Source organism: Pandoraea anapnoica (genome assembly GCF_902459765.1).
GTDB classification, from domain to species: Bacteria; Pseudomonadota; Gammaproteobacteria; order Burkholderiales; family Burkholderiaceae; genus Pandoraea; species Pandoraea anapnoica.
On record NZ_CABPSP010000013.1, the window covers coordinates 67799 to 84922 of the forward strand.

General features: G+C 64.0%; 17 protein-coding genes. 12 read left to right on the forward strand and 5 right to left on the reverse strand.

The genetic code is table 11. The features are described from left to right. The 9 genes from PAN31117_RS20025 (at position 1) to PAN31117_RS27545 (ending at position 7710) form a co-directional block, all read left to right on the forward strand. Positions 1–1356, forward strand: coding sequence for a FliI/YscN family ATPase (locus tag PAN31117_RS20025; protein ID WP_150739741.1), 1356 nt, complete (start codon positions 1–3; stop codon positions 1354–1356). Then, positions 1332–1742 (forward strand): hypothetical protein, encoded by a 411-nt coding sequence (locus tag PAN31117_RS20030; protein ID WP_150739742.1) that lies wholly within the window; start codon positions 1332–1334, stop codon positions 1740–1742. The genes PAN31117_RS20025 and PAN31117_RS20030 overlap by 25 nt, the downstream gene beginning before the upstream one ends. 65 nt (positions 1743–1807) lie before the next feature. After that, a complete protein-coding gene (locus PAN31117_RS20035; RefSeq protein ID WP_150739743.1) occupies positions 1808–2272 on the forward strand; it encodes a hypothetical protein in 465 nt (154 codons plus the stop codon). Beyond that, positions 2262–3344 (forward strand): type III secretion system protein SepQ, encoded by a 1083-nt coding sequence (locus PAN31117_RS20040; protein ID WP_150739744.1) that lies wholly within the window; start codon positions 2262–2264, stop codon positions 3342–3344. The genes PAN31117_RS20035 and PAN31117_RS20040 overlap by 11 nt, the downstream gene beginning before the upstream one ends. Before the next feature lie 178 nt (positions 3345–3522). Further along, the gene (gene sctR, locus PAN31117_RS20045) at positions 3523–4173 is read left to right on the forward strand and encodes a type III secretion system export apparatus subunit SctR (RefSeq protein ID WP_150739745.1); all 651 of its coding nucleotides are present in this window, start codon (positions 3523–3525) and stop codon (positions 4171–4173) included. Between the two features lie 19 nt (positions 4174–4192). Further along, positions 4193–4459, forward strand: coding sequence for a type III secretion system export apparatus subunit SctS (sctS, locus tag PAN31117_RS20050; RefSeq protein ID WP_039396281.1), 267 nt, complete (start codon positions 4193–4195; stop codon positions 4457–4459). A gap of 23 nt (positions 4460–4482) precedes the next feature. Next, entirely contained in the window at positions 4483–5319 is an 837-nt protein-coding gene (sctT, locus tag PAN31117_RS20055; RefSeq protein WP_150739746.1) for a type III secretion system export apparatus subunit SctT, read from the forward strand. Positions 5320–5326: 7 nt separating this feature from the next. Continuing rightward, positions 5327–6442, forward strand: coding sequence for an EscU/YscU/HrcU family type III secretion system export apparatus switch protein (locus tag PAN31117_RS20060; protein WP_150739747.1), 1116 nt, complete (start codon positions 5327–5329; stop codon positions 6440–6442). Beyond that, positions 6439–7710, forward strand: a complete 1272-nt coding sequence (locus tag PAN31117_RS27545; RefSeq protein ID WP_246189181.1) for a lytic transglycosylase domain-containing protein — start codon at positions 6439–6441, stop codon at positions 7708–7710. The genes PAN31117_RS20060 and PAN31117_RS27545 overlap by 4 nt, the downstream gene beginning before the upstream one ends. Positions 7711–7811: 101 nt before the next feature. Here the strand turns inward: PAN31117_RS27545 and PAN31117_RS20070 are convergent, their stop codons facing one another. Continuing rightward, positions 7812–8438 (reverse strand): glutathione S-transferase family protein, encoded by a 627-nt coding sequence (locus PAN31117_RS20070; RefSeq protein ID WP_150739748.1) that lies wholly within the window; start codon positions 8436–8438, stop codon positions 7812–7814. A 140-nt stretch (positions 8439–8578) separates the two neighbouring features. Here PAN31117_RS20070 and purB point away from each other — a divergent pair, with 140 nt between their 5' ends. Both purB and PAN31117_RS20080 read left to right on the forward strand, forming a co-directional pair. Beyond that, positions 8579–9952, forward strand: coding sequence for an adenylosuccinate lyase (gene purB / locus PAN31117_RS20075; protein ID WP_039396286.1), 1374 nt, complete (start codon positions 8579–8581; stop codon positions 9950–9952). A gap of 185 nt (positions 9953–10137) precedes the next feature. After that, positions 10138–10590, forward strand: a complete 453-nt coding sequence (locus tag PAN31117_RS20080) for a c-type cytochrome (protein ID WP_150739749.1) — start codon at positions 10138–10140, stop codon at positions 10588–10590. A 112-nt stretch (positions 10591–10702) separates the two neighbouring features. Here PAN31117_RS20080 and PAN31117_RS20085 read toward each other — a convergent pair whose 3' ends face one another. Next, entirely contained in the window at positions 10703–11398 is a 696-nt protein-coding gene (locus tag PAN31117_RS20085; RefSeq protein WP_150739750.1) for a cytochrome b/b6 domain-containing protein, read from the reverse strand. A gap of 182 nt (positions 11399–11580) precedes the next feature. Here PAN31117_RS20085 and PAN31117_RS20090 point away from each other — a divergent pair, with 182 nt between their 5' ends. Further along, a complete protein-coding gene (locus PAN31117_RS20090) occupies positions 11581–13710 on the forward strand; it encodes an LTA synthase family protein (protein ID WP_150739751.1) in 2130 nt (709 codons plus the stop codon). A gap of 67 nt (positions 13711–13777) precedes the next feature. Here PAN31117_RS20090 and secF read toward each other — a convergent pair whose 3' ends face one another. The 3 genes from secF to yajC form a co-directional block, all read right to left on the reverse strand. Next, entirely contained in the window at positions 13778–14755 is a 978-nt protein-coding gene (gene secF, locus PAN31117_RS20095; protein WP_150739752.1) for a protein translocase subunit SecF, read from the reverse strand. Positions 14756–14779: 24 nt separating this feature from the next. Then, complete coding sequence (gene secD / locus PAN31117_RS20100) at positions 14780–16672, reverse strand: protein translocase subunit SecD (RefSeq protein ID WP_150739753.1); 1893 nt, start codon at positions 16670–16672, stop codon at positions 14780–14782. Between the two features lie 135 nt (positions 16673–16807). Next, the gene (gene yajC, locus PAN31117_RS20105) at positions 16808–17074 is read right to left on the reverse strand and encodes a preprotein translocase subunit YajC (protein WP_231965171.1); all 267 of its coding nucleotides are present in this window, start codon (positions 17072–17074) and stop codon (positions 16808–16810) included. Between the last annotated feature and the right edge of the window lie 50 nt (positions 17075–17124).

Sequence of the window (17124 nt, forward strand, 5' to 3'; positions counted from 1 at the left end):
ATGCGTCGCCCCGATGCGGCACGAATCGCCAATGGACTGCGTCGCACGCTGGACGCGCAGCGCAAGGCATGTGAGGACCTGCGCAAGGGCGCGCCACGCGAGGTGCGCTACGGGCGCATCGACAAGATCACGCCGAACGCCATGCGGGCCCGGCTGCCTGGTGCCGCGCTCGGAGAGCAGTGTCGGGTAATGTCGCCGGCGCTCGATGCGGAGGTCATTGCGGTGGAGGGGCGGCACGTCTGGCTCGCGCCCTATGCGGAGCCGACGGGGGTGGCCAATGGCGCGCTGGTGCAGGCGTTGGGATTGTCGTCGCGCGTGGCGGTGGGCGAGCACCTGGTCGGTGAAGTGCTCGATGGCCTGGGACGGTCGCTGGCCACTGAGTCCGGTGTGGACAACGCTGATGTCGAGTGGCGTGCGCTCGACGCCGAACCGCCGCCAGCCCTGCGACGCGCGCTCGTCTCCACGCATCTACCCATTGGCATTCGGGCCATCGACGGCATGCTGACGTGCGGCCGTGGCCAGCGCCTGGGCATTTTCGCGGCGGCGGGAGGGGGGAAGAGTACGTTGCTCGCGATGATGTGTCAGGGCGCAGCGGCGGATGTCATTGTGCTGGCGCTGATCGGCGAGCGTGGTCGGGAGGTGCGTGAGTTCATTGAGCAGGGGCTCACGCCTGAAGCCCGCGCACGAACGGTGTGCGTGGTGGCCACGTCCGACCGTCCCGCGTTGGAACGGATGAAGGCCGCGTACACGGCGACGGCGATCGCCGAAGCGTTCCGGGACGAAGGAAAGGATGTGCTGCTGCTCATGGATTCGCTGACTCGGTTCGGCCGTGCCGTGCGCGACATCGGCATGGCGGCAGGTGAGCCGCTCGGGGCGACAAGCGGCTTGCCGCCGAGTTTCTATGCGCGGTTGCCGCGTCTGCTGGAGCGCGCCGGGACGGGCGAGCGTGGCAGCATCACAGCGTTCTATACGGTGCTGGTCGAGGGAGACAATCTGGACGAACCGCTCGCCGACGAAGTTCGCTCGATTGTCGACGGTCACATCGTGTTGTCGCGGCGTCTGGCTCAGGAAAATCACTATCCCGCCATCGACGTTCCGAAGAGTTTGTCCCGTGTGATGACGCAAGTCGCAGGCGCGCAGCATGTGGAAAGCGCCGCACGGGTGCGCCGCGCGATGGCGCTCGCGGCCGACGTCGAACTGCTGGTTCGCGTCGGTGAGTATCAGGCAGGCAACGATCCCGATACGGATGAAGCGCTGGCGCGCGCGCCGGACATCCGTGCCTTCCTTTGTCAGGCCCAGCACGAAGTGGCGCCGTTCGACGACACCCTCGCATGGCTCGAACAACTCGCGAACTGAAAGACCGTGACGGCATCGCCGCGTTGGCGATGCTGGCGCATCGTCGGGAAGCCGTCTTGCGTGCTGCGTTGGCACGTCTCATGTCGGCGGCAAGGGAGGCCGCCGATAACGTCGTTACGTGTGAGCGCGCTTGCGATGTTCAACGCGACGTTTGGCAGAGCGCGTTGTCGCGCGGCGGCGTGTACGGGCCGCGCGAGGCGGCAGGCGCGATGCGTCTCGTGGAGGCGGAGCGCACTTCGCTGGCCGACGCCGTAGCGCGGCACAGCAGCGCAATCGACATCGCGCAGCAAGCGCAGGCCAATGTGCGCGAGCAACGCGAACGCCTTCTAAGCAACACCCAGAAGCAAGAGAAATTGCGTGAGTTGCTGAAGTTCTACCGGACTTGAGTTGATTTCCGCCCCCATCTATTCCCGTTTGCTTCCATTCCAACCGCCATTTCGAGGACTTCACGATGAATACCATTCGCCGCAGTGGCCTCTCCGCCGATGCGTTCTGCAGTCTGTCGGAGCGATCGCCTTCGCACCGGCACGACACGGCAGCGGTTTCACAGGGACGAAACAACGGCCGGGCCGACCGCGACGAACGGGACGAGCAGGCATTCGCGTTGCGGGGCGAACCTGCAGCTTGCGTGACCGGTCCCGCCGATGTCCTGCGCTGGTTGCGTGTCTGGCATACCCGTCAGGACGCTAACTGGGACAGCGCAAGCGTGCTGCGCGTCGTCGTGCATGGCGGTGCGCTGGACACACTGGTTGTCGAAGCGCGTCGGGGACGGCAGGGCATTACCGTGAGTCTGCTGTGCGCGCGTCTGACGATGTATCGCCGACTGCTGGCGCATCGCGGGAAACTCTCGCGGACGTTGACGTCACGCTTCGCGCTGCCCGTCACGGTCGAAGTCGAGGCGCGTTATGTCCCGTGAGATAGGCGGGGTGTCGAATCATCCGTCGACGCGTGATGTCGGCGCTGCATTGGAGGGGGTACTTGCGGGCACTGGTTGCGTGGGCTTCATCGAAGGCGAGACGGAGGTGCGCGTCGGATGGCTCCGCGCTGGGGGCGACGGGCTCGTTGTGACTGCACGGGTCGATGAGGGTGTCGTGGGTCAGACGCATTTCTGGTGCGACGCCGGGCAATGGGCGGCGTGGCTCGGCGACCGGCTTCCTGTCCCGTCGTGGGACGCTTTGCCGCCGGACTGGCAGGCGAGCGCCGCGTCACTGACCCTCGCAACGGAGGGCGCAGCCATCGGGGGTGAGGAAGGCCCGGTGCGCGAGGCGATGGCGGGGAGTGCGTCTGACACGGAGCGGTCCACTGCCGCGATGCGTCGGGAATGCCCGGACACATTCGCCGCGCCGACCTCTTGGCCGCAGGTGACGGTGATCACGCGTGAGTCCGTCGAGACAACGTGGCGCATCGGCATCGTGTTACAGCGCGGGGCGCGTCGGTTGGCGTTAATGCATCTCGATGGTGTGACGTCGTGGCTCACGGACCGTTGCCAGCGCGCGGTGCCGTGCGACGCGCCACTGGACCCGTCCGGTCTGCCGACGCGTCGATGCCTCCTCGCGGCGGGTTGGGGCGAGTTCCCGGCGTCGCTTTGCGACCGTCTGCGTGAGGGCGGCGCGATTTTGCTCGACGTGGTGGCCGACGTTGCGTCCGGCGAGTACTGGCTGCTCGACGGTGCGCGAAGCATTGCCATGCGTGACGGACAACCGTCGGGGCGACACGTCGCGATGCCCGATTTCCCGACACCGGGCGCCGTTGACTGCGGCGCGGCGTCATGTACCCGTCTGGTCGCGGTCATTGCCGAAAGGGCATTGCCCGTTCCGAGTCTGGCGGCGTGGCATCTCGGGCGCGCCACGTCACATGAGCGCGCGCCGCAAAACTTTTTGAGCGCCGCACATATCTCGCTCTGGCGCGATGCCAGACCATGGGCCAACGGACGTCTTTTGCGCTTCGGCGACGGACGTCTGGCGGTGCAAATCGATCCGGTGCCCTGATTTCGGGTCGTGACCCGATGGGCGTGCATTCGGCCACGTCCTACCATTTGCCGATCGACGACCTCTGCGTCGCGGCCGCGTCGCCGCCATGTCGTTTCGCCTCGTCCCGCTGTCTCTTCCTTCGTTCGCGTCGACCGGCGTGCTTGTCCGGCGGACGAAGGTGTTCACTGGAGTTCGTATGTCCCTGCTCGACCATCCGGTGCAGCTTGTCGTCCTGCTATCGCTGCTCTCGATCATGCCTTTGCTGGTGGTGCTGGGGACTGCTTTCCTGAAACTGGCGGTCGTCTTCGCGCTGCTACGCAATGCGCTGGGTACGCAACAGATCCCGCCCAACATCGCGATCTACGGTCTGTCACTTGTCCTTACGTGTTTCATCATGGCGCCGGTCGCCTTCGACATCGAAGCGAACCTTGACTCCCGGCCGGTCTCGCTCTCATCGAAAAACTTCGTGGCCGACGTCGACGCCAGCGTGCTCTCGCCGTACCGTGCGTTCCTCACTCGTCACACCGACGCCAGACAACGCGACTTCTTCGCCGGGCTGGGGAGTGAGACGTGGCCGGAAGCGCATCGCGACCGACTGGGTGCGGACTCACTACTCGTGCTGATGCCGGCCTTCGCACTCAGTCAGTTGGCCGAGGCCTTCAAGATCGGTCTGCTGCTCTATCTGCCGTTCATCGTGATCGATCTGGTGATCTCGAACATCCTGCTCGCGATGGGGATGATGATGGTCTCGCCCATGACCATCGCCCTGCCGTTCAAGCTGCTCATTTTCGTGATGATGAACGGTTGGGAGCAACTGGTGCGGCAGTTGATGCTCTCGTACGCATGACGCTGCCGGGAACCTGCTCATGAGCGAAGCCATCGTCGTCAATCTCACCAGTGAAATGCTCTGGCTCACGTTGTTAATGTCACTGCCGACAGTCGTCGTTGCGTCCGCTGTCGGCGTGCTGGTGTCGCTGGTGCAGGCCCTCACGCAGGTGCAGGATCAAACCGTCCAGTTCCTCATCAAGCTCATTGCCGTGTCGGTCACGCTGGCCGCGACCTACGCATGGATGGGCCACGTGTTGCTCAACTACGCGGGCAGCGCGTTCGAGCAAATCAGCAGGATGGGGTGAGCGCGATGGTCGATATGGTCGATATGACGAAGATCGCCGCCCTGAGCGCGTCATCCGATACGCTGATCGCGCCACTGTGGGCCGACCTGTTCGGCTGGACGGTGGCGTGGGGCGTGGCGATGTTGCGCCCGCTGGGCGTTGCGATGTTGTTGCCGGTGCTGTCGGTCGGCATGCTGGGCGCAGGCATGTTGCGCAACGCGCTGGTGCTTGCGCTCGCGTTGCCGGTCGTCGCGCTGGTGCATGCGACGACCGATCTGCCAACGCAGTGGAGCGCGTGGGGCATGTTGATCATGCGCGAGCTCTTCATCGGCGGTCTCGTGGGGTTCGTGGCGACGCTGCCGTTCTGGGCCGTCGACATGACGGGGTACGTGATCGACACCATGCGCGGGGCGTCGATGGCCAGCGTGCTCAATCCGCTCATGAGCGCGCAATCGTCGGTCTTCGGCATTGCGTTGACGCAGATGCTCTGCGTGCTCTTCTTCGTTACACCGGCGGCACATGCCGTGCTGACGGCGCTGTACGACTCGTACGTTGCGGTACCTATAGGGCAGTCATGGCGATGGGAGGACGCGTCCGTTGCCTGGCTGCTGTCGCTCTGGCAGGCGATGCAGGTCATGTGCGTGGCGGTGGCGCTGCCTGCGATGGTCGTGATGGTGCTCGTGGATATATCGATGGGCTTCGTGAACCGCGCGGCGCAGCAACTCAACGTGTTCTTTCTCGCCATGCCGGTCAAGAGCGCGATGGCGCTGCTCGTGACGGTCGCAAGTCTGCCGTTCGCCATTGCCGTGCCGCTCGCGCACTGGTATCGCCTGCCCGAGATGCTCCGCACGTGGGCGGCCATGATACTTCCCGCTTCGTGAGGCGCGCGTGAGCGAGAAGAACCTTCCCCCTACACCCAAGAAGATCCAGGACGAGCGCAAGAAGGGGCGTGTCGCCAAGAGCGCCGATCTTGCCGTCTGCATGCAACTCGGCGCGACGCTCGCGTGGCTGATGTTCGAGGGGCCCGCCCTCTACGATGCGCTGCAAGCGTTGATTGCCCGCATGCTGCTCGTGCTGCGCGATCCGGTGGAGGAAGCCGTGCAGGGCATGCTCGGCCCGTCGCTGTTGATCTTCGTGCGCTTCGCAGGCGGCCTCGCCGTGCTGCTGATCGTGACCACCTGGCTCGCGATGATCTTGCAAGTGGGGGCGTTGGTCGCGCCGGAGGTGATTCGTCCGAAATACGAGCGTATCGATCCCGTCGCCAAAGCCAAGCAACTGTTCTCGATGCAATCGCTTTTCGAGTTCGGCAAGTCGCTCGTCAAGGTTGTCGTGCTGGGGCTGGTCTTCTTCTATCTGATCCGACAGTACACGCCGTCACTGGCCGTGCTTGCGCAGTGCGGTCCGTCGTGCGGGCTGGCGCTCACCGTGCGGTTGATGTTCTGGTTGATGGCGGTGCTGGTGATCGCTTATGTCGTGTTCGGTGGGCTGGACTTCGCGTATCAGAAGTATCAGTTACGCAAGCAACTCAGGATGTCTCACGACGAAATCAAGCGTGAGTCCAAGGAGGTGGAGGGTGACCGCGAGCTCAAGAACAAGCGGCGCGAGATTCACCGGGAGACGATCGAGAGCGGCAGCCTGTCGGACAACGTCAAGCGGTCGACGGCCGTCGTGCGCAACCCGACACGTCTCGCCATTTGCCTGCGCTACGTGCCGGGCGAGACGGCTGTGCCGCTGGTGATCGAAAAAGGCCGCCACGCGCGTGCGCGCACGATTGTGCAGATCGCGGAGCGCGAGGGCGTCCCGGTCGTTGAGCATGTGCCGGTGGCGCGACGGCTGATGGACGACGTCGAAATCGATGCACCGATTCCGCCAGACCTCTTTGACGCGGTGGCCGCGATTCTGCGTCTCGCACTGGATTTGCCTTATGAGGTGCAGACGTCCTCGGCTGAGGCCCAAGCACCGGCACGTCCGGCGATGCGGACTCGCGATGGGGAGGGTGCATGAGCGGGCGGCTGACGAATCGGGGGCGGCGGCGCTGGCGTCACGTGTTGGTGATGTCCGGCGCGCTGTGGCTGGGCGGTCTGCCGTCATTGGCTGCGGATCGGGGATTGCTGCCGCATCATCCAAGAGTTGCGGATGCGCAGATCGCGGTGCCAACGGCGGGGCGCGTCGTCAATAGGACGGGGGCCGCCGCTGGAACCGACATCGGGTCGCGCGAGGCGCGTGAGACGTCAGGTGCGCTTGATGCGACCTCTCCGACCGATGCAGCGAGCACGCTCGATGGCGCGAGACGCCTCGTCTCGTCGTATCGAGAGACACCGGCATCGACGTTACCGTCCATCGCGTCGGCGATACCTGCGCCGCCGCCAGAGGGACCGAACCCGGAGGCCGACCGGAGCGTCGCGTCCGGTGTGGAGAACCGTCCCGATCTCGCTGGTCCTGCAACACTGGCCAGCCGCGCACCCGCCAACCTCGGCGCCGCAGCGACCGCGATGCCTGGGAAGCTCCCCTTCGATGCGCTCGTGCGTCGCGCGGCCCACGCGACCTCAGTCGACGCAGCGCTGTTGCACGCGATCATCGACACCGAGTCGGGATACGACCCGCGGGCGGTGTCGGAGCGCGGTGCCATCGGGCTGATGCAGATCCTGCCGCGCACCGGGCAGCGCTTTGGTGTCCGCCGTCTCGAAGACCCTGCCGAGAACCTGCGTGCAGGCGCGTCGTATCTGCGTTGGCTGCTCTCGCGGTTCGATGGCGATGTCAGTCTGGCACTCGCGGCCTACAACGCCGGGGAGGGCGCTGTATTGCGGTATGGCCGTCAGGTGCCGCCGTTCCCCGAGACGCAGAACTATGTGCGCAAGGTCATGGCGGGTTATTCGCGCCTGCGCGATGCCGGGGGGATGGACGCCGTCGTACCGCCTTTGGCATCGGGGGGCGCTGCCTCGCAGGCATGGGTCCGAACGGATGACATGAGGGGGAACGATATGCGCGACAGGACCGCGAATGTCCGGACGGTTACGAAAGCCGAGCGTGCAGAACGGTCCGGCATGGCCGACAGGTCTGACGTCACAGACGACCAGAACGCCCGTGCGTGGCGCTTGTTACAGGGGCTCGGAGAGCTGATCACGCGTAGCCCGTCGGCTAACGCCGCACGTCGTGCGGGCAAAGCCGATGCCCGAAGGCGGGATCAACCGGCGGTCGTCACGCCGTCGCGCGTGCGGGAGCGCACCGCCGCCGGGGCGGTGCTCCGGCCCGCCGGGCACGGCGACGGGTGAGGCCGGGGAGGAGATCCGGAAGCGCAGAACGGCAGCGCAATGGGACGCGGGACATTTGAGGCGGGGCGGGTGCTGCGAAGCGTCACCCGCCCCGTGTCACATCAAAGCGCTGGCACGACGTCCGTCGGGACCGTGTCCGCGACCGACGGGCGGGTGGACATGCGTTCGAAGTGACGCGCCAGGTTCGGATGGGCGTTGCGCCAATCGATTTCCTGATAACGGAAGTCGAGATAGCCGAGCGCGCAGACGACGGCCACGTCGGCCAGCGTCAGGCGGTTGCCCGCGCACCACTGGCGCTCGTCGAGCCCGCGCGCCATCGCCCGCAGACTTTCCTCGATCTTGCCGACCTGACGCGTGATGAAGACCTGCGAGCGCGAGGCTTCGTCGTGGAACATCTTTTCGACGCGAATCTGGACGGCGGCGTCCGTCACGCCATCGGCGAGGGCTTCCCAGCAACGTACTTCGGCACGTTCGCGACCCGACGGGGGGATGAGCTTACCGACCGGGGACAGGGTGTCGAGGTACTCGCAGATCACCCGGGAATCGAACACGGCTTCGCCGTCTTCCATCACCAGACACGGCACTTTGCCGATCGGGTTCGACTGCTGGATGCGGGTGTCGTCGGCCCAGACGTTCTCCAGCTCGAGCTTGTAGTCGAGCTTTTTCTCAGCCAGCACGATGCGGACTTTACGAACGTAGGGACTGGCGAGGGCACCGATCAACTTCATGTGAATCCTTGATAAATCGCTGTAGCGCGGAGCAGAGTATAACGTGCGGGATGGCCGGGGCCGGGGAATGGTAAAATACTGGCCTTTCCGAGTTGGCACATCGCCGGCTCCCCCGATTTTCTTTTTCGGTGCCCAGTGCCATGTCCGACGAATTCTCCCCATTGACCGCGCTCTCCCCGCTCGACGGTCGTTACGCCAGCAAGACCGACGCCCTGCGTCCCTGGTTGTCCGAGGCGGCATTCATGCGCAACCGCGTGAAGGTCGAAATCCACTGGCTGATCGCCCTGTCCAAGGCCGGTTTCGCCGAGATCGCCCCGTTCTCGGGCGCGGCGGAGACGTTCCTGCTGAATCTGGCGGCCAACTTCTCGAACGCCGATGCCCAGCGCATCAAGGACATCGAGAAGGTCACGAACCACGACGTGAAGGCCGTGGAGTACTGGCTCAAGGAAAAGGTGCAGGGTCAGGCCGAACTGGAAAAGGCGAGCGAGTTCATCCACTTCGCCTGCACGTCGGAAGACATCAACAACACCTCGCACGGCATGATGCTCAAGGGCGCGCGCGACGAAGTCATCGTCCCGGCCCTGGAATCGCTCGTGACCAAGCTCGGCGAATTGGCGCGTGAACACGCGGCCCAGCCGATGCTCTCGCGCACGCACGGTCAGCCGGCCTCGCCGACCACGCTCGGCAAGGAAATCGCCAACGTCGCGGTGCGTCTGGCGCGTGCGCTGGAGCGCGTGCGTCGCGTCGAGCTCCTGGCGAAGATGAACGGTGCGGTGGGTAACTACAACGCACACCTGTCGGCCTACCCGGAATACGACTGGGAGACGTTTTCGAAGACGGTCATCGAACAGCGTCTGGGCCTGACGTTCAACCCGTACACGATCCAGATCGAACCGCACGATTACATGGCCGAGCTGTTCGACGCTGTGGCCCGTGCCAACACGATTCTGCTCGACCTGAATCGCGACATCTGGGGCTACATCTCGGTCGGTTACTTCAAGCAGAAGACGAAGGCTGGCGAAATCGGCTCGTCGACCATGCCGCATAAGGTCAACCCGATCGACTTCGAAAACTCGGAAGGCAACCTCGGTCTGGCCAACGCCGTGCTGCGTCACCTGGCCGACAAGCTGCCGGTCTCGCGCTGGCAGCGTGACCTGACGGACTCGACCGTGCTGCGCAACATCGGCGTGGCCTTCGGTTACAGCCTGCTGGCATACGACTCGTGCCTGCGTGGTCTGGGCAAGCTCGAAGTGAACCCGCAGCGTCTGGACGAGGACCTCGACAACACCTGGGAAGTGCTGGCCGAGCCGGTGCAGACCGTGATGCGTCGCTTCGGTGTGCCGAACCCGTACGAGCAGTTGAAGGAGCTCACGCGTGGCAAGGGCATCACCCGCGAAGCGCTGCAAGCGTTCATCAAGCAACTGGCCATTCCGGAAGATGCCAAGGCGCGTCTGCTGGAAATGACGCCGGCGAACTACGTCGGGATCGCAGAGTCGCTCGCTAAGCGCGTGTAAGCTCGCGACGTTTCATCCGCATCATCGAAACGGGCCGCTTCTGCGGCCCGTTTTGCATGGTTCTTCGGGGTTCGTCTTTTTTCGTCAACCTTATGGCTGGCTTCTGTGCATATGACCATCGTGTCATATGGGTACGCAAGTTGGTGTGTATCATAGCCGCACAAACCATAAGGAGAACCCCACAAATGAAGTTCACTCTCGCAGTGGCTGCGCTCGCCGTCGCCGTGCTCACGCCGACCCTCGCTCAAGCCCAGTTCGCCAAAGTCGACGACGCCGTCGAGTACCGTCAGTCTGCGCTGTTCCTGATGGGCAACCACTTCGGCCGCATCGGTGCAGTGGTCAAGGGTGACGCGCCGTTCAACAAGGACGACGTGGCGAAGAACGCCGAACTCGTCGCCACGCTCTCGAAGCTGCCGTGGCCCGCCTTTGAAGGCGGCCAGACAAACGGCAAGAGCAAAGCCAAGCCGGAAGTCTTCTCCGACAAGGCGAAGTTCCAGCAAGCGGCCGAGAAGATGGAAACCGCTGTGGCCAAGCTCAACACGGTAGCTAAGGGCGGCGACCTCGCGTCGATCAAGACCGCTTTCGGCGACGCCGCGCAGACCTGCAAGAGCTGCCACGACAACTTCCGGGCGAAGTAAGCTCTCGGGCACATCTGGCGTGTTCAGCACGCCAACAAAAAAGCCGGTCGTTTCACGCGACCGGCTTTTTTCATTGGGGCGACGTCGACATCGGTCGCTCTCCGGCGCGTTGTCAATATGACGGCAACGCCGCCACCGCCGGTGTGAGATGCACGATGCGGTACACGAGCGCCGACGCCAGCACGATCAACACCAGCGCGCCCGCGCGCACACGCCAGTCGTCACGTGCCGGATGCACGGGGCTGGGTAGCGTCTTGTCGCCGAGAATCATCGGCCGGACCAGATCCTTCTTGCGCGCGATGCGGTAATACGCAATGGCCAGCACATGCAATGCCACCAGCGCGATCAGTACCCACTGATTGCGCAGATGCCAGCCGGTCAGCATGTCGCTCGTATCTTTGTCGATGAATTTGACGAGCGGGCCGTCGTTGAAGATGTCATCGTTCGAGAACAGGCCCAGCGCGACCTGAAGGCCGAAGAACAACAGCATGGCGACGACCGACAGGCCGCCGAGCGGCGTGTGTCCCGCGAAGCGCGTCTGCATGTCCGACGCTTCCGACGTGTCGCGCAGCGAACGGAAGAACGTGCGCGGTCCGGTCATGAACGCAGAGAAACGTGCATAGCGCGGACCGGTGATGCCCCAGATCACACGGAAGATCAGCAACGCGAGCACGGCATAGCCGCACCAGAAGTGATAGATCATCGCGTTGCCGCCGGTCTTGGCGGTGACGTAGGCGGCGACGGCCAGTACCACGAACGACCAGTGGAACAAACGCGTTGGCAAGTCCCAGATGCGGATCGGCTTCATCGGCGTGAAAATTCGTAAATTGCGAATTCCGCGAGATTACCGCAAGCCCGTGGCGCTTGCACGTTCGACAGAGGGCGCGCATGTTGTGAAACCGCCCGCATCGGGGGCCGGATATTCGCTGTCAGGCTGGCAGCCATCTCCACGCAGGTCTCGTTTGCATCCGCGCAAACGGCCGTCCAGCCATGACTTCCACGTCTGACGACATCCCGGCGCTCGCCTCGCCAGCCGCTCCTCGACTCCCCTGCTTACTACGCCTATGTGCGGTCGTCATGCTCGCGACGTGGCTTGGCAATCTGCTGATCCGTAGCTTCGGCGTCATCGCGCTCACGCCAGACGCGTATCACGCCGGCGTCACCACGAGTGCGCATGAATGGATGCTCTGGCTCTGGTACGGCGCTCGCTACGACGTCCTGCTGAGCAGTTGGGGAGTGTTGGCGTGGCTGCTGCCGCTGGCGATCGGGCGGGCGATATTCGCGTCGACGTCTGCCATGCGAGCGACGTTCGTCGCAGGCGTGGTGCTCTGGTTTGTCACCGTGAATGCAGCGGGACTGGCGGAACACTTCTACCGGCGCTACTTCGGTGTGCCGTTCGGCCCTCAGATCTTCAGCATTTACGATGACGATGTCCGAATCGCCATGAACGCCGCCTACCATCTTCTCCCCGTGGGCACGGCGTTGCTGTGCGCGTTGGGACTCGCGCTCATACAGACGTGGTGCACGCTGCGTTTGACGCTAGTCCCGCAGCGACGGGCAACATGGCGCGACGCAATCGTACAGATCGCGGTAATCACGACGCTTTGGGTGGCCGCCTGTGGCGAGCCTGCGGCGCGGCTGACGGCGCAGGAGGGTGTCAGCGTGGCGCGGCGTCCGCTCCTCGACGACCTGCTCGTCAATACGCCCGTGCGGCTTTACCTCGCGTTCCGGCAAAGCCGGGAAGCCCTCGGGCAGGCAGACAGTCCGAATCGGGCGCTGAAGTCGCACGGCTTCGATAATGTCGCTGCGCTGGCCCGCGCCTTGGGCGTTGAAGGCCCAGGCGACGAAGGTGATGCGAGTAAGGACAGCGACGAGACGCATGAGTACGACCCGACAGCGGCGCTTCAGCACGCGGCGTGGCATCGCACGCCGCGCAACGCCATGTTGGCGGCGCACCCGCCGCATGTCGTCTTCGGACTGATGGAAGGGTGGGGCGGTTACGGTCTGTCGCTCGACGCCGACGGGTTTCCCATCGCAGGTGCGATGCGCAGACATCTGGATGCTGGATGGTGGTTCCGGCATGCCGTCGCGGCGCGCTCCGATACGATCTCCACGCTGGAACATCTGCTGATCAATAGCGGCAGCCCGTCGTTGATGCTGACGGACAGTGCGGCGCCGGTGCCCTTCACGTCCGCCGCGGCCCGCCCGTTTCGGCAAAATGGATATCGAACGGTTTTCGTCTACGGAGGCGCACGCACGTGGCGGAATGTTGACCGTGTCATGCGTCGGCAAGGGTTTGACGACGTGATCACGCAGGCCGATATCGTCGCGCGCTATCCGCAAGCCGACGCAGGCACCTACGGCGTGTACGACGGCTATCTCTGGCGCTATGTGCACGACATGTTGGAGGACGCCGACGCGCGCGGCCAACCGTTGTTCGTCTTCGCGCTGACGATGAGCAACCACTGGCCGTTCAACGTGCCCGACGATGCGGCGACCGGCCCGTTTGACCTGACGAAGGGATGGCGCGCGTCACCCGCCAACGCGGCGGAGCGGGACGAACGTCAGCGCGGCGTGCGCGCCTATCGCTACGCTATGGATGCGCTCGGCGACTTCATCGACCGTCTTAAATACTCACCGATGAGTTCGCGCACGATTCTGGTGGCGACCGGCGATCATCGTGCGCCGCAATGGCGAAATCTCGACAACGCGTCGCTCTCGCCGTTCGAACGCTATCACGTGCCGATCTATTTCCGCGTGCCGCGTGCGTATCAGCCGATGGGGCCACTGCGGCTGGACGATTTCGTCGGCCATCGCGACATCTTCCCCACGCTCTATCATCTCGCCCTTTCGGACACGTCCTACGTGGGGTTCGGCGAGCCGCTGTTCGGTGTGGTGCCCGCAGCACGTCGCTATGCGGTGGCGCAACAGCGCTATCTGTTCTCGACGGCAGGGGCGCAGGATCTGCGCAGCGGTGTGAGCTATACCCACGTGGAAGGCGGTGACGCCGATATGCTCGGGCAGCAAGCCGCGGACGCCAACGCGTCGCTCGCGCTGTCGGAATGGTTTGGGGAGATGCAACGGCTGACGAGGCCTGCTTCCGCCGCTTCAAATGAATAGCGTCTGAACGACGGACGAAAAAAAACCGCCGGACATGCCGGCGGCTTTTTCGTGAGCGACGTGTGAATCAGACACGTGCGCCGAAGTTCGGATCGTTGCGATCCAGCCCTTCTTCGTCGTCCTTGCTGCCATGCTTGATGAGGTCTTCGCGCTTCACGCCGAACCACATCGCAAGTGCTGCGGCCACGAACACTGACGAGTAGATACCGAACAGAATACCCACGGTCAGAGCGAGTGCGAAGTAGTGCAGCGTCTGGCCGCCGAAGAAGAACATCGACAGCACCATCATTTCCGTACTCGCGTGCGTGATGATGGTCCGTGACATCGTCGTCGTAATGGCGTGGTCGATGACTTCCTGCACCGTCGCCTTGCGCATCTTGCGGAACGTCTCGCGAATCCGGTCGAAGATAACGACCGATTCGTTCACGGAGTAGCCCAGCACGGCCAGCACCCCCGCGAGCACCGCTAGCGAGAACTCCCACTGGAAGAACGCGAAGAAGCCGAGAATGATCACCACGTCGTGCAAGTTGGCGATCACGCCCGCGACGGCGAATTTCCATTCGAAGCGGAACGACAGGTAGATGATGATGCCGACGACCACGAAGGTCAGCGCCAGCAGACCGTCCGTGAACAGCTCGTGCCCGATCTGCGGGCCGACGAATTCCACGCGACGCAGCGACACGTCGGGGGCGTCGGCCTTGAGCGCGGTCATCACGGCATCGCTTTGCTGCGCGCTGGTGATCTGCTTGCCGTCCGAGCCGTTCTGAATCGGAAGACGGATCATCACGTCGCGCGAGGTGCCGAAGCTCTGCACCTGCACGTCGCGATAGCCGAGCTTGCCGACTTCCCCACGGATCTTCTCGAGATCGGCCGCCTGCGAGTAGGCCACTTCCATGACCGTACCGCCGGTGAACTCGATCGACATGTGTAGTCCCCGCGTGAGCAGGAAGAACACCGCCGCCACGAACGTGAGCGCCGAGATGATGTTGAAGATCAGGGCGTGCCGCATGAACGGCACGTCTTTCTTGATGCGGAAAAATTCCATGACTGTTTCCTCTCGCGCCTGCGGTTATTGCTCGCCTGCGTCGGGTGCGTTCGTCGCACCTTCCGGGCGCCAGACCTGACCGATCGCCAGCGACTTGAGCTTGCGACGGCCGCCGTACCACAGGTTGACCAGACCGCGCGAGAAGAACACGGCGGAGAACATCGAGGTCAGAATACCCAGGCAGTGCACCACAGCGAACGCGCGCACCGGGCCCGAACCGAAGGCCAGCAGCGCCAGACCGGCGATAAGCGTGGTCACGTTCGAGTCCAGAATCGTCGCCCAGGCGTGTTCGAAGCCCAGCGAAATCGCCTTCTGGGCCGACGCGCCGCCGCGCAACTCTTCACGGATACGTTCGTTGATCAGCACGTTGGCGTCGATGGCCATACCGAGCGTGAGCGCGATAGCGGCGATACCCGGCAGCGTGAGCGTGGCCTGCATCATCGACAGCGCGGCCACCAGCAGCAGCAGGTTGAACATCAGTGCGATGACCGAGAACACGCCGAACAGCATGTAGTACGCCATCATGAACACGGCGATGGCGAGGAAGCCATACATCACCGAGTCGACACCCTTATGGATGTTGTCGGCACCCAGGCTCGGGCCAATCGTGCGTTCTTCGATGATTTCCATCGGTGCGGCGAGCGAGCCGGCCCGCAGCAGCAGCGCCAGATCGTTTGCGCCTTGTGCCGAGCCCATGCCGGTGATCTGGAAGCTCTGACCCAATTCGCTGCGGATGTTCGCCACCGTCAGCACTTCGCCCTTGCCCTTCTCGAACAGCACGATCGCCATCGGCTTGCCGATGTTGTCGCGAGAAACGTCGCGCAGCACACGGCCACCGGCGGCGTCGAGCTTGATGTTCACCGACGGTTGCTGGTGATCGTCGAAACCAGCCGAGGCGCTCGTAATGCGGTCGCCGCTGAAGATCACCTGACGCTTGAGCATGACCGGCGCACCGTTGCCGTGCAGGAACAGTTCGTCCTGCGGCGGCACCGGCGTATCAGCCGACACGATGCGCGGGGCATCCGGATCAGCCAGACGCGCTTCGAGCGTTGCCGTACGTCCGATGATGTCCTTGGCCTTGGCGGTGTCCTGCACGCCGGGCAACTGCACGACGATACGGTCCGGGCCCTCTTGCTGAATCACCGGTTCGGCCACGCCGAGTTCGTTCACCCGGTTATGCAGCGTGACGATGTTCTGCTTGACGGCGTTGTCCTGCACCGCGCGGCGGGCGGCTTCCGTGAACGCGCCCACGACCTTGAACGCGCCGTTCGCAGCGGGCTGCGTGGTGTAGGCGAGGTCGGGCAGGCCGTCGGTCAGGGCGCTGCGGGCGCGCTCGGCGTCTGCCTGCGAGCTGAAGGCGGCTTCGATGCCGGTGTCCGTGCGCGTCACGCCGTTGTGGCGAATGTTCTTGTCACGCAGCAGCGTACGGGCGTCGGCGGCAGACGCATCCAGACGCTTGGTGATGGCGCCGGCCATGTCGACTTGCAGCAGGAAGTGCACGCCACCACGCAGGTCGAGGCCGAGGTACATCGGCAGCGCGTGGATTTTGGAGAGCCATTCCGGCGAGGCCGAGAGCAGGTTGAGTGCGACGACGAAGGTCGGATCGGTCGCGTCGGTGTTCAGCGACGTCTGGAGAAGATCCTTGGCGCGCAGTTGCGTGTCGGTATCGGCAAAGCGGATACGCACGCTCGGGTTGTTGCCCGTGCTGTCGAACACCGCGCCGGTATAGGCGATGTTCTGTGCCTTGAGCGCATCTTCAGCGCGCGAGAGCGTCGAGGGATCGACCTTGACGGTCGCCTTGACGCTGGAAATCTGTACCGCCGGTGTTTCACCGAACAGGTTCGGCAGCGTGTAGAGCACTCCGATGGCAAGAGCCACCAGAATGACGATGTACTTCCAGATAGGATAGCGATTCATAGCAGCGGGCTAGGGTGATGCCTCGTGGCAAACCGTGCTTCAGACCGTCTTGCATGGCGACGCAGGGGGTGTAGACCGGCGCCGCCATGCACTGCGGCCGCCGGTAAGGGCGGCCGCGTGCGGTGGTGCAAACGATCAGAGCGCCTTGATGGTGCCCTTCGGCAGCAACGTGGTGATAGCGCCCTTCTGCACGTTGATCTCGACGTTGTCGGCGATTTCAACGGTCACGAAGGTTTCGCCGACCTTCGAGATACGACCGGCCAGGCCGCCCGAGGTCACGACTTCGTCGCCCTTGGCGAGTGCGGCCAGCATGTTGCGGGTCTCTTTCTGACGCTTCATCTGCGGACGGATCATGATGAAGTACAGCACCACGAACATCAGCACGAGCGGCAAGAAGCTCATCAGGTTGCTGGTCGGGCTGGCGGCGCCTGCCGTCTGAGCGAAGGCTTCGG

Bases quoted from the DNA above. Each gene is read 5' to 3' on its own strand.
- sctR (WP_150739745.1), top strand. From the start codon at position 3,523: ATGTCCCTGCTCGACCATCCGGTGCAGCTTGTCGTCCTGCTATCGCTG.
- purB (WP_039396286.1), top strand. From the start codon at position 8,579: ATGTCCGACGAATTCTCCCCATTGACCGCGCTCTCCCCGCTCGACGGT.
- secF (WP_150739752.1), bottom strand. From the start codon at position 14,755: ATGGAATTTTTCCGCATCAAGAAAGACGTGCCGTTCATGCGGCACGCC.
- PAN31117_RS20080 (WP_150739749.1), top strand. From the start codon at position 10,138: ATGAAGTTCACTCTCGCAGTGGCTGCGCTCGCCGTCGCCGTGCTCACG.
- secD (WP_150739753.1), bottom strand. From the start codon at position 16,672: ATGAATCGCTATCCTATCTGGAAGTACATCGTCATTCTGGTGGCTCTT.
- yajC (WP_231965171.1), bottom strand. From the start codon at position 17,074: ATGAGCTTCTTGCCGCTCGTGCTGATGTTCGTGGTGCTGTACTTCATC.
- PAN31117_RS20040 (WP_150739744.1), top strand. From the start codon at position 2,262: ATGTCCCGTGAGATAGGCGGGGTGTCGAATCATCCGTCGACGCGTGAT.
- PAN31117_RS27545 (WP_246189181.1), top strand. From the start codon at position 6,439: ATGAGCGGGCGGCTGACGAATCGGGGGCGGCGGCGCTGGCGTCACGTG.
- PAN31117_RS20090 (WP_150739751.1), top strand. From the start codon at position 11,581: ATGACTTCCACGTCTGACGACATCCCGGCGCTCGCCTCGCCAGCCGCT.
- sctS (WP_039396281.1), top strand. From the start codon at position 4,193: ATGAGCGAAGCCATCGTCGTCAATCTCACCAGTGAAATGCTCTGGCTC.
- sctT (WP_150739746.1), top strand. From the start codon at position 4,483: ATGACGAAGATCGCCGCCCTGAGCGCGTCATCCGATACGCTGATCGCG.
- PAN31117_RS20035 (WP_150739743.1), top strand. From the start codon at position 1,808: ATGAATACCATTCGCCGCAGTGGCCTCTCCGCCGATGCGTTCTGCAGT.
- PAN31117_RS20025 (WP_150739741.1), top strand. From the start codon at position 1: ATGCGTCGCCCCGATGCGGCACGAATCGCCAATGGACTGCGTCGCACG.
- PAN31117_RS20030 (WP_150739742.1), top strand. From the start codon at position 1,332: ATGGCTCGAACAACTCGCGAACTGAAAGACCGTGACGGCATCGCCGCG.
- PAN31117_RS20085 (WP_150739750.1), bottom strand. From the start codon at position 11,398: ATGAAGCCGATCCGCATCTGGGACTTGCCAACGCGTTTGTTCCACTGG.
- PAN31117_RS20070 (WP_150739748.1), bottom strand. From the start codon at position 8,438: ATGAAGTTGATCGGTGCCCTCGCCAGTCCCTACGTTCGTAAAGTCCGC.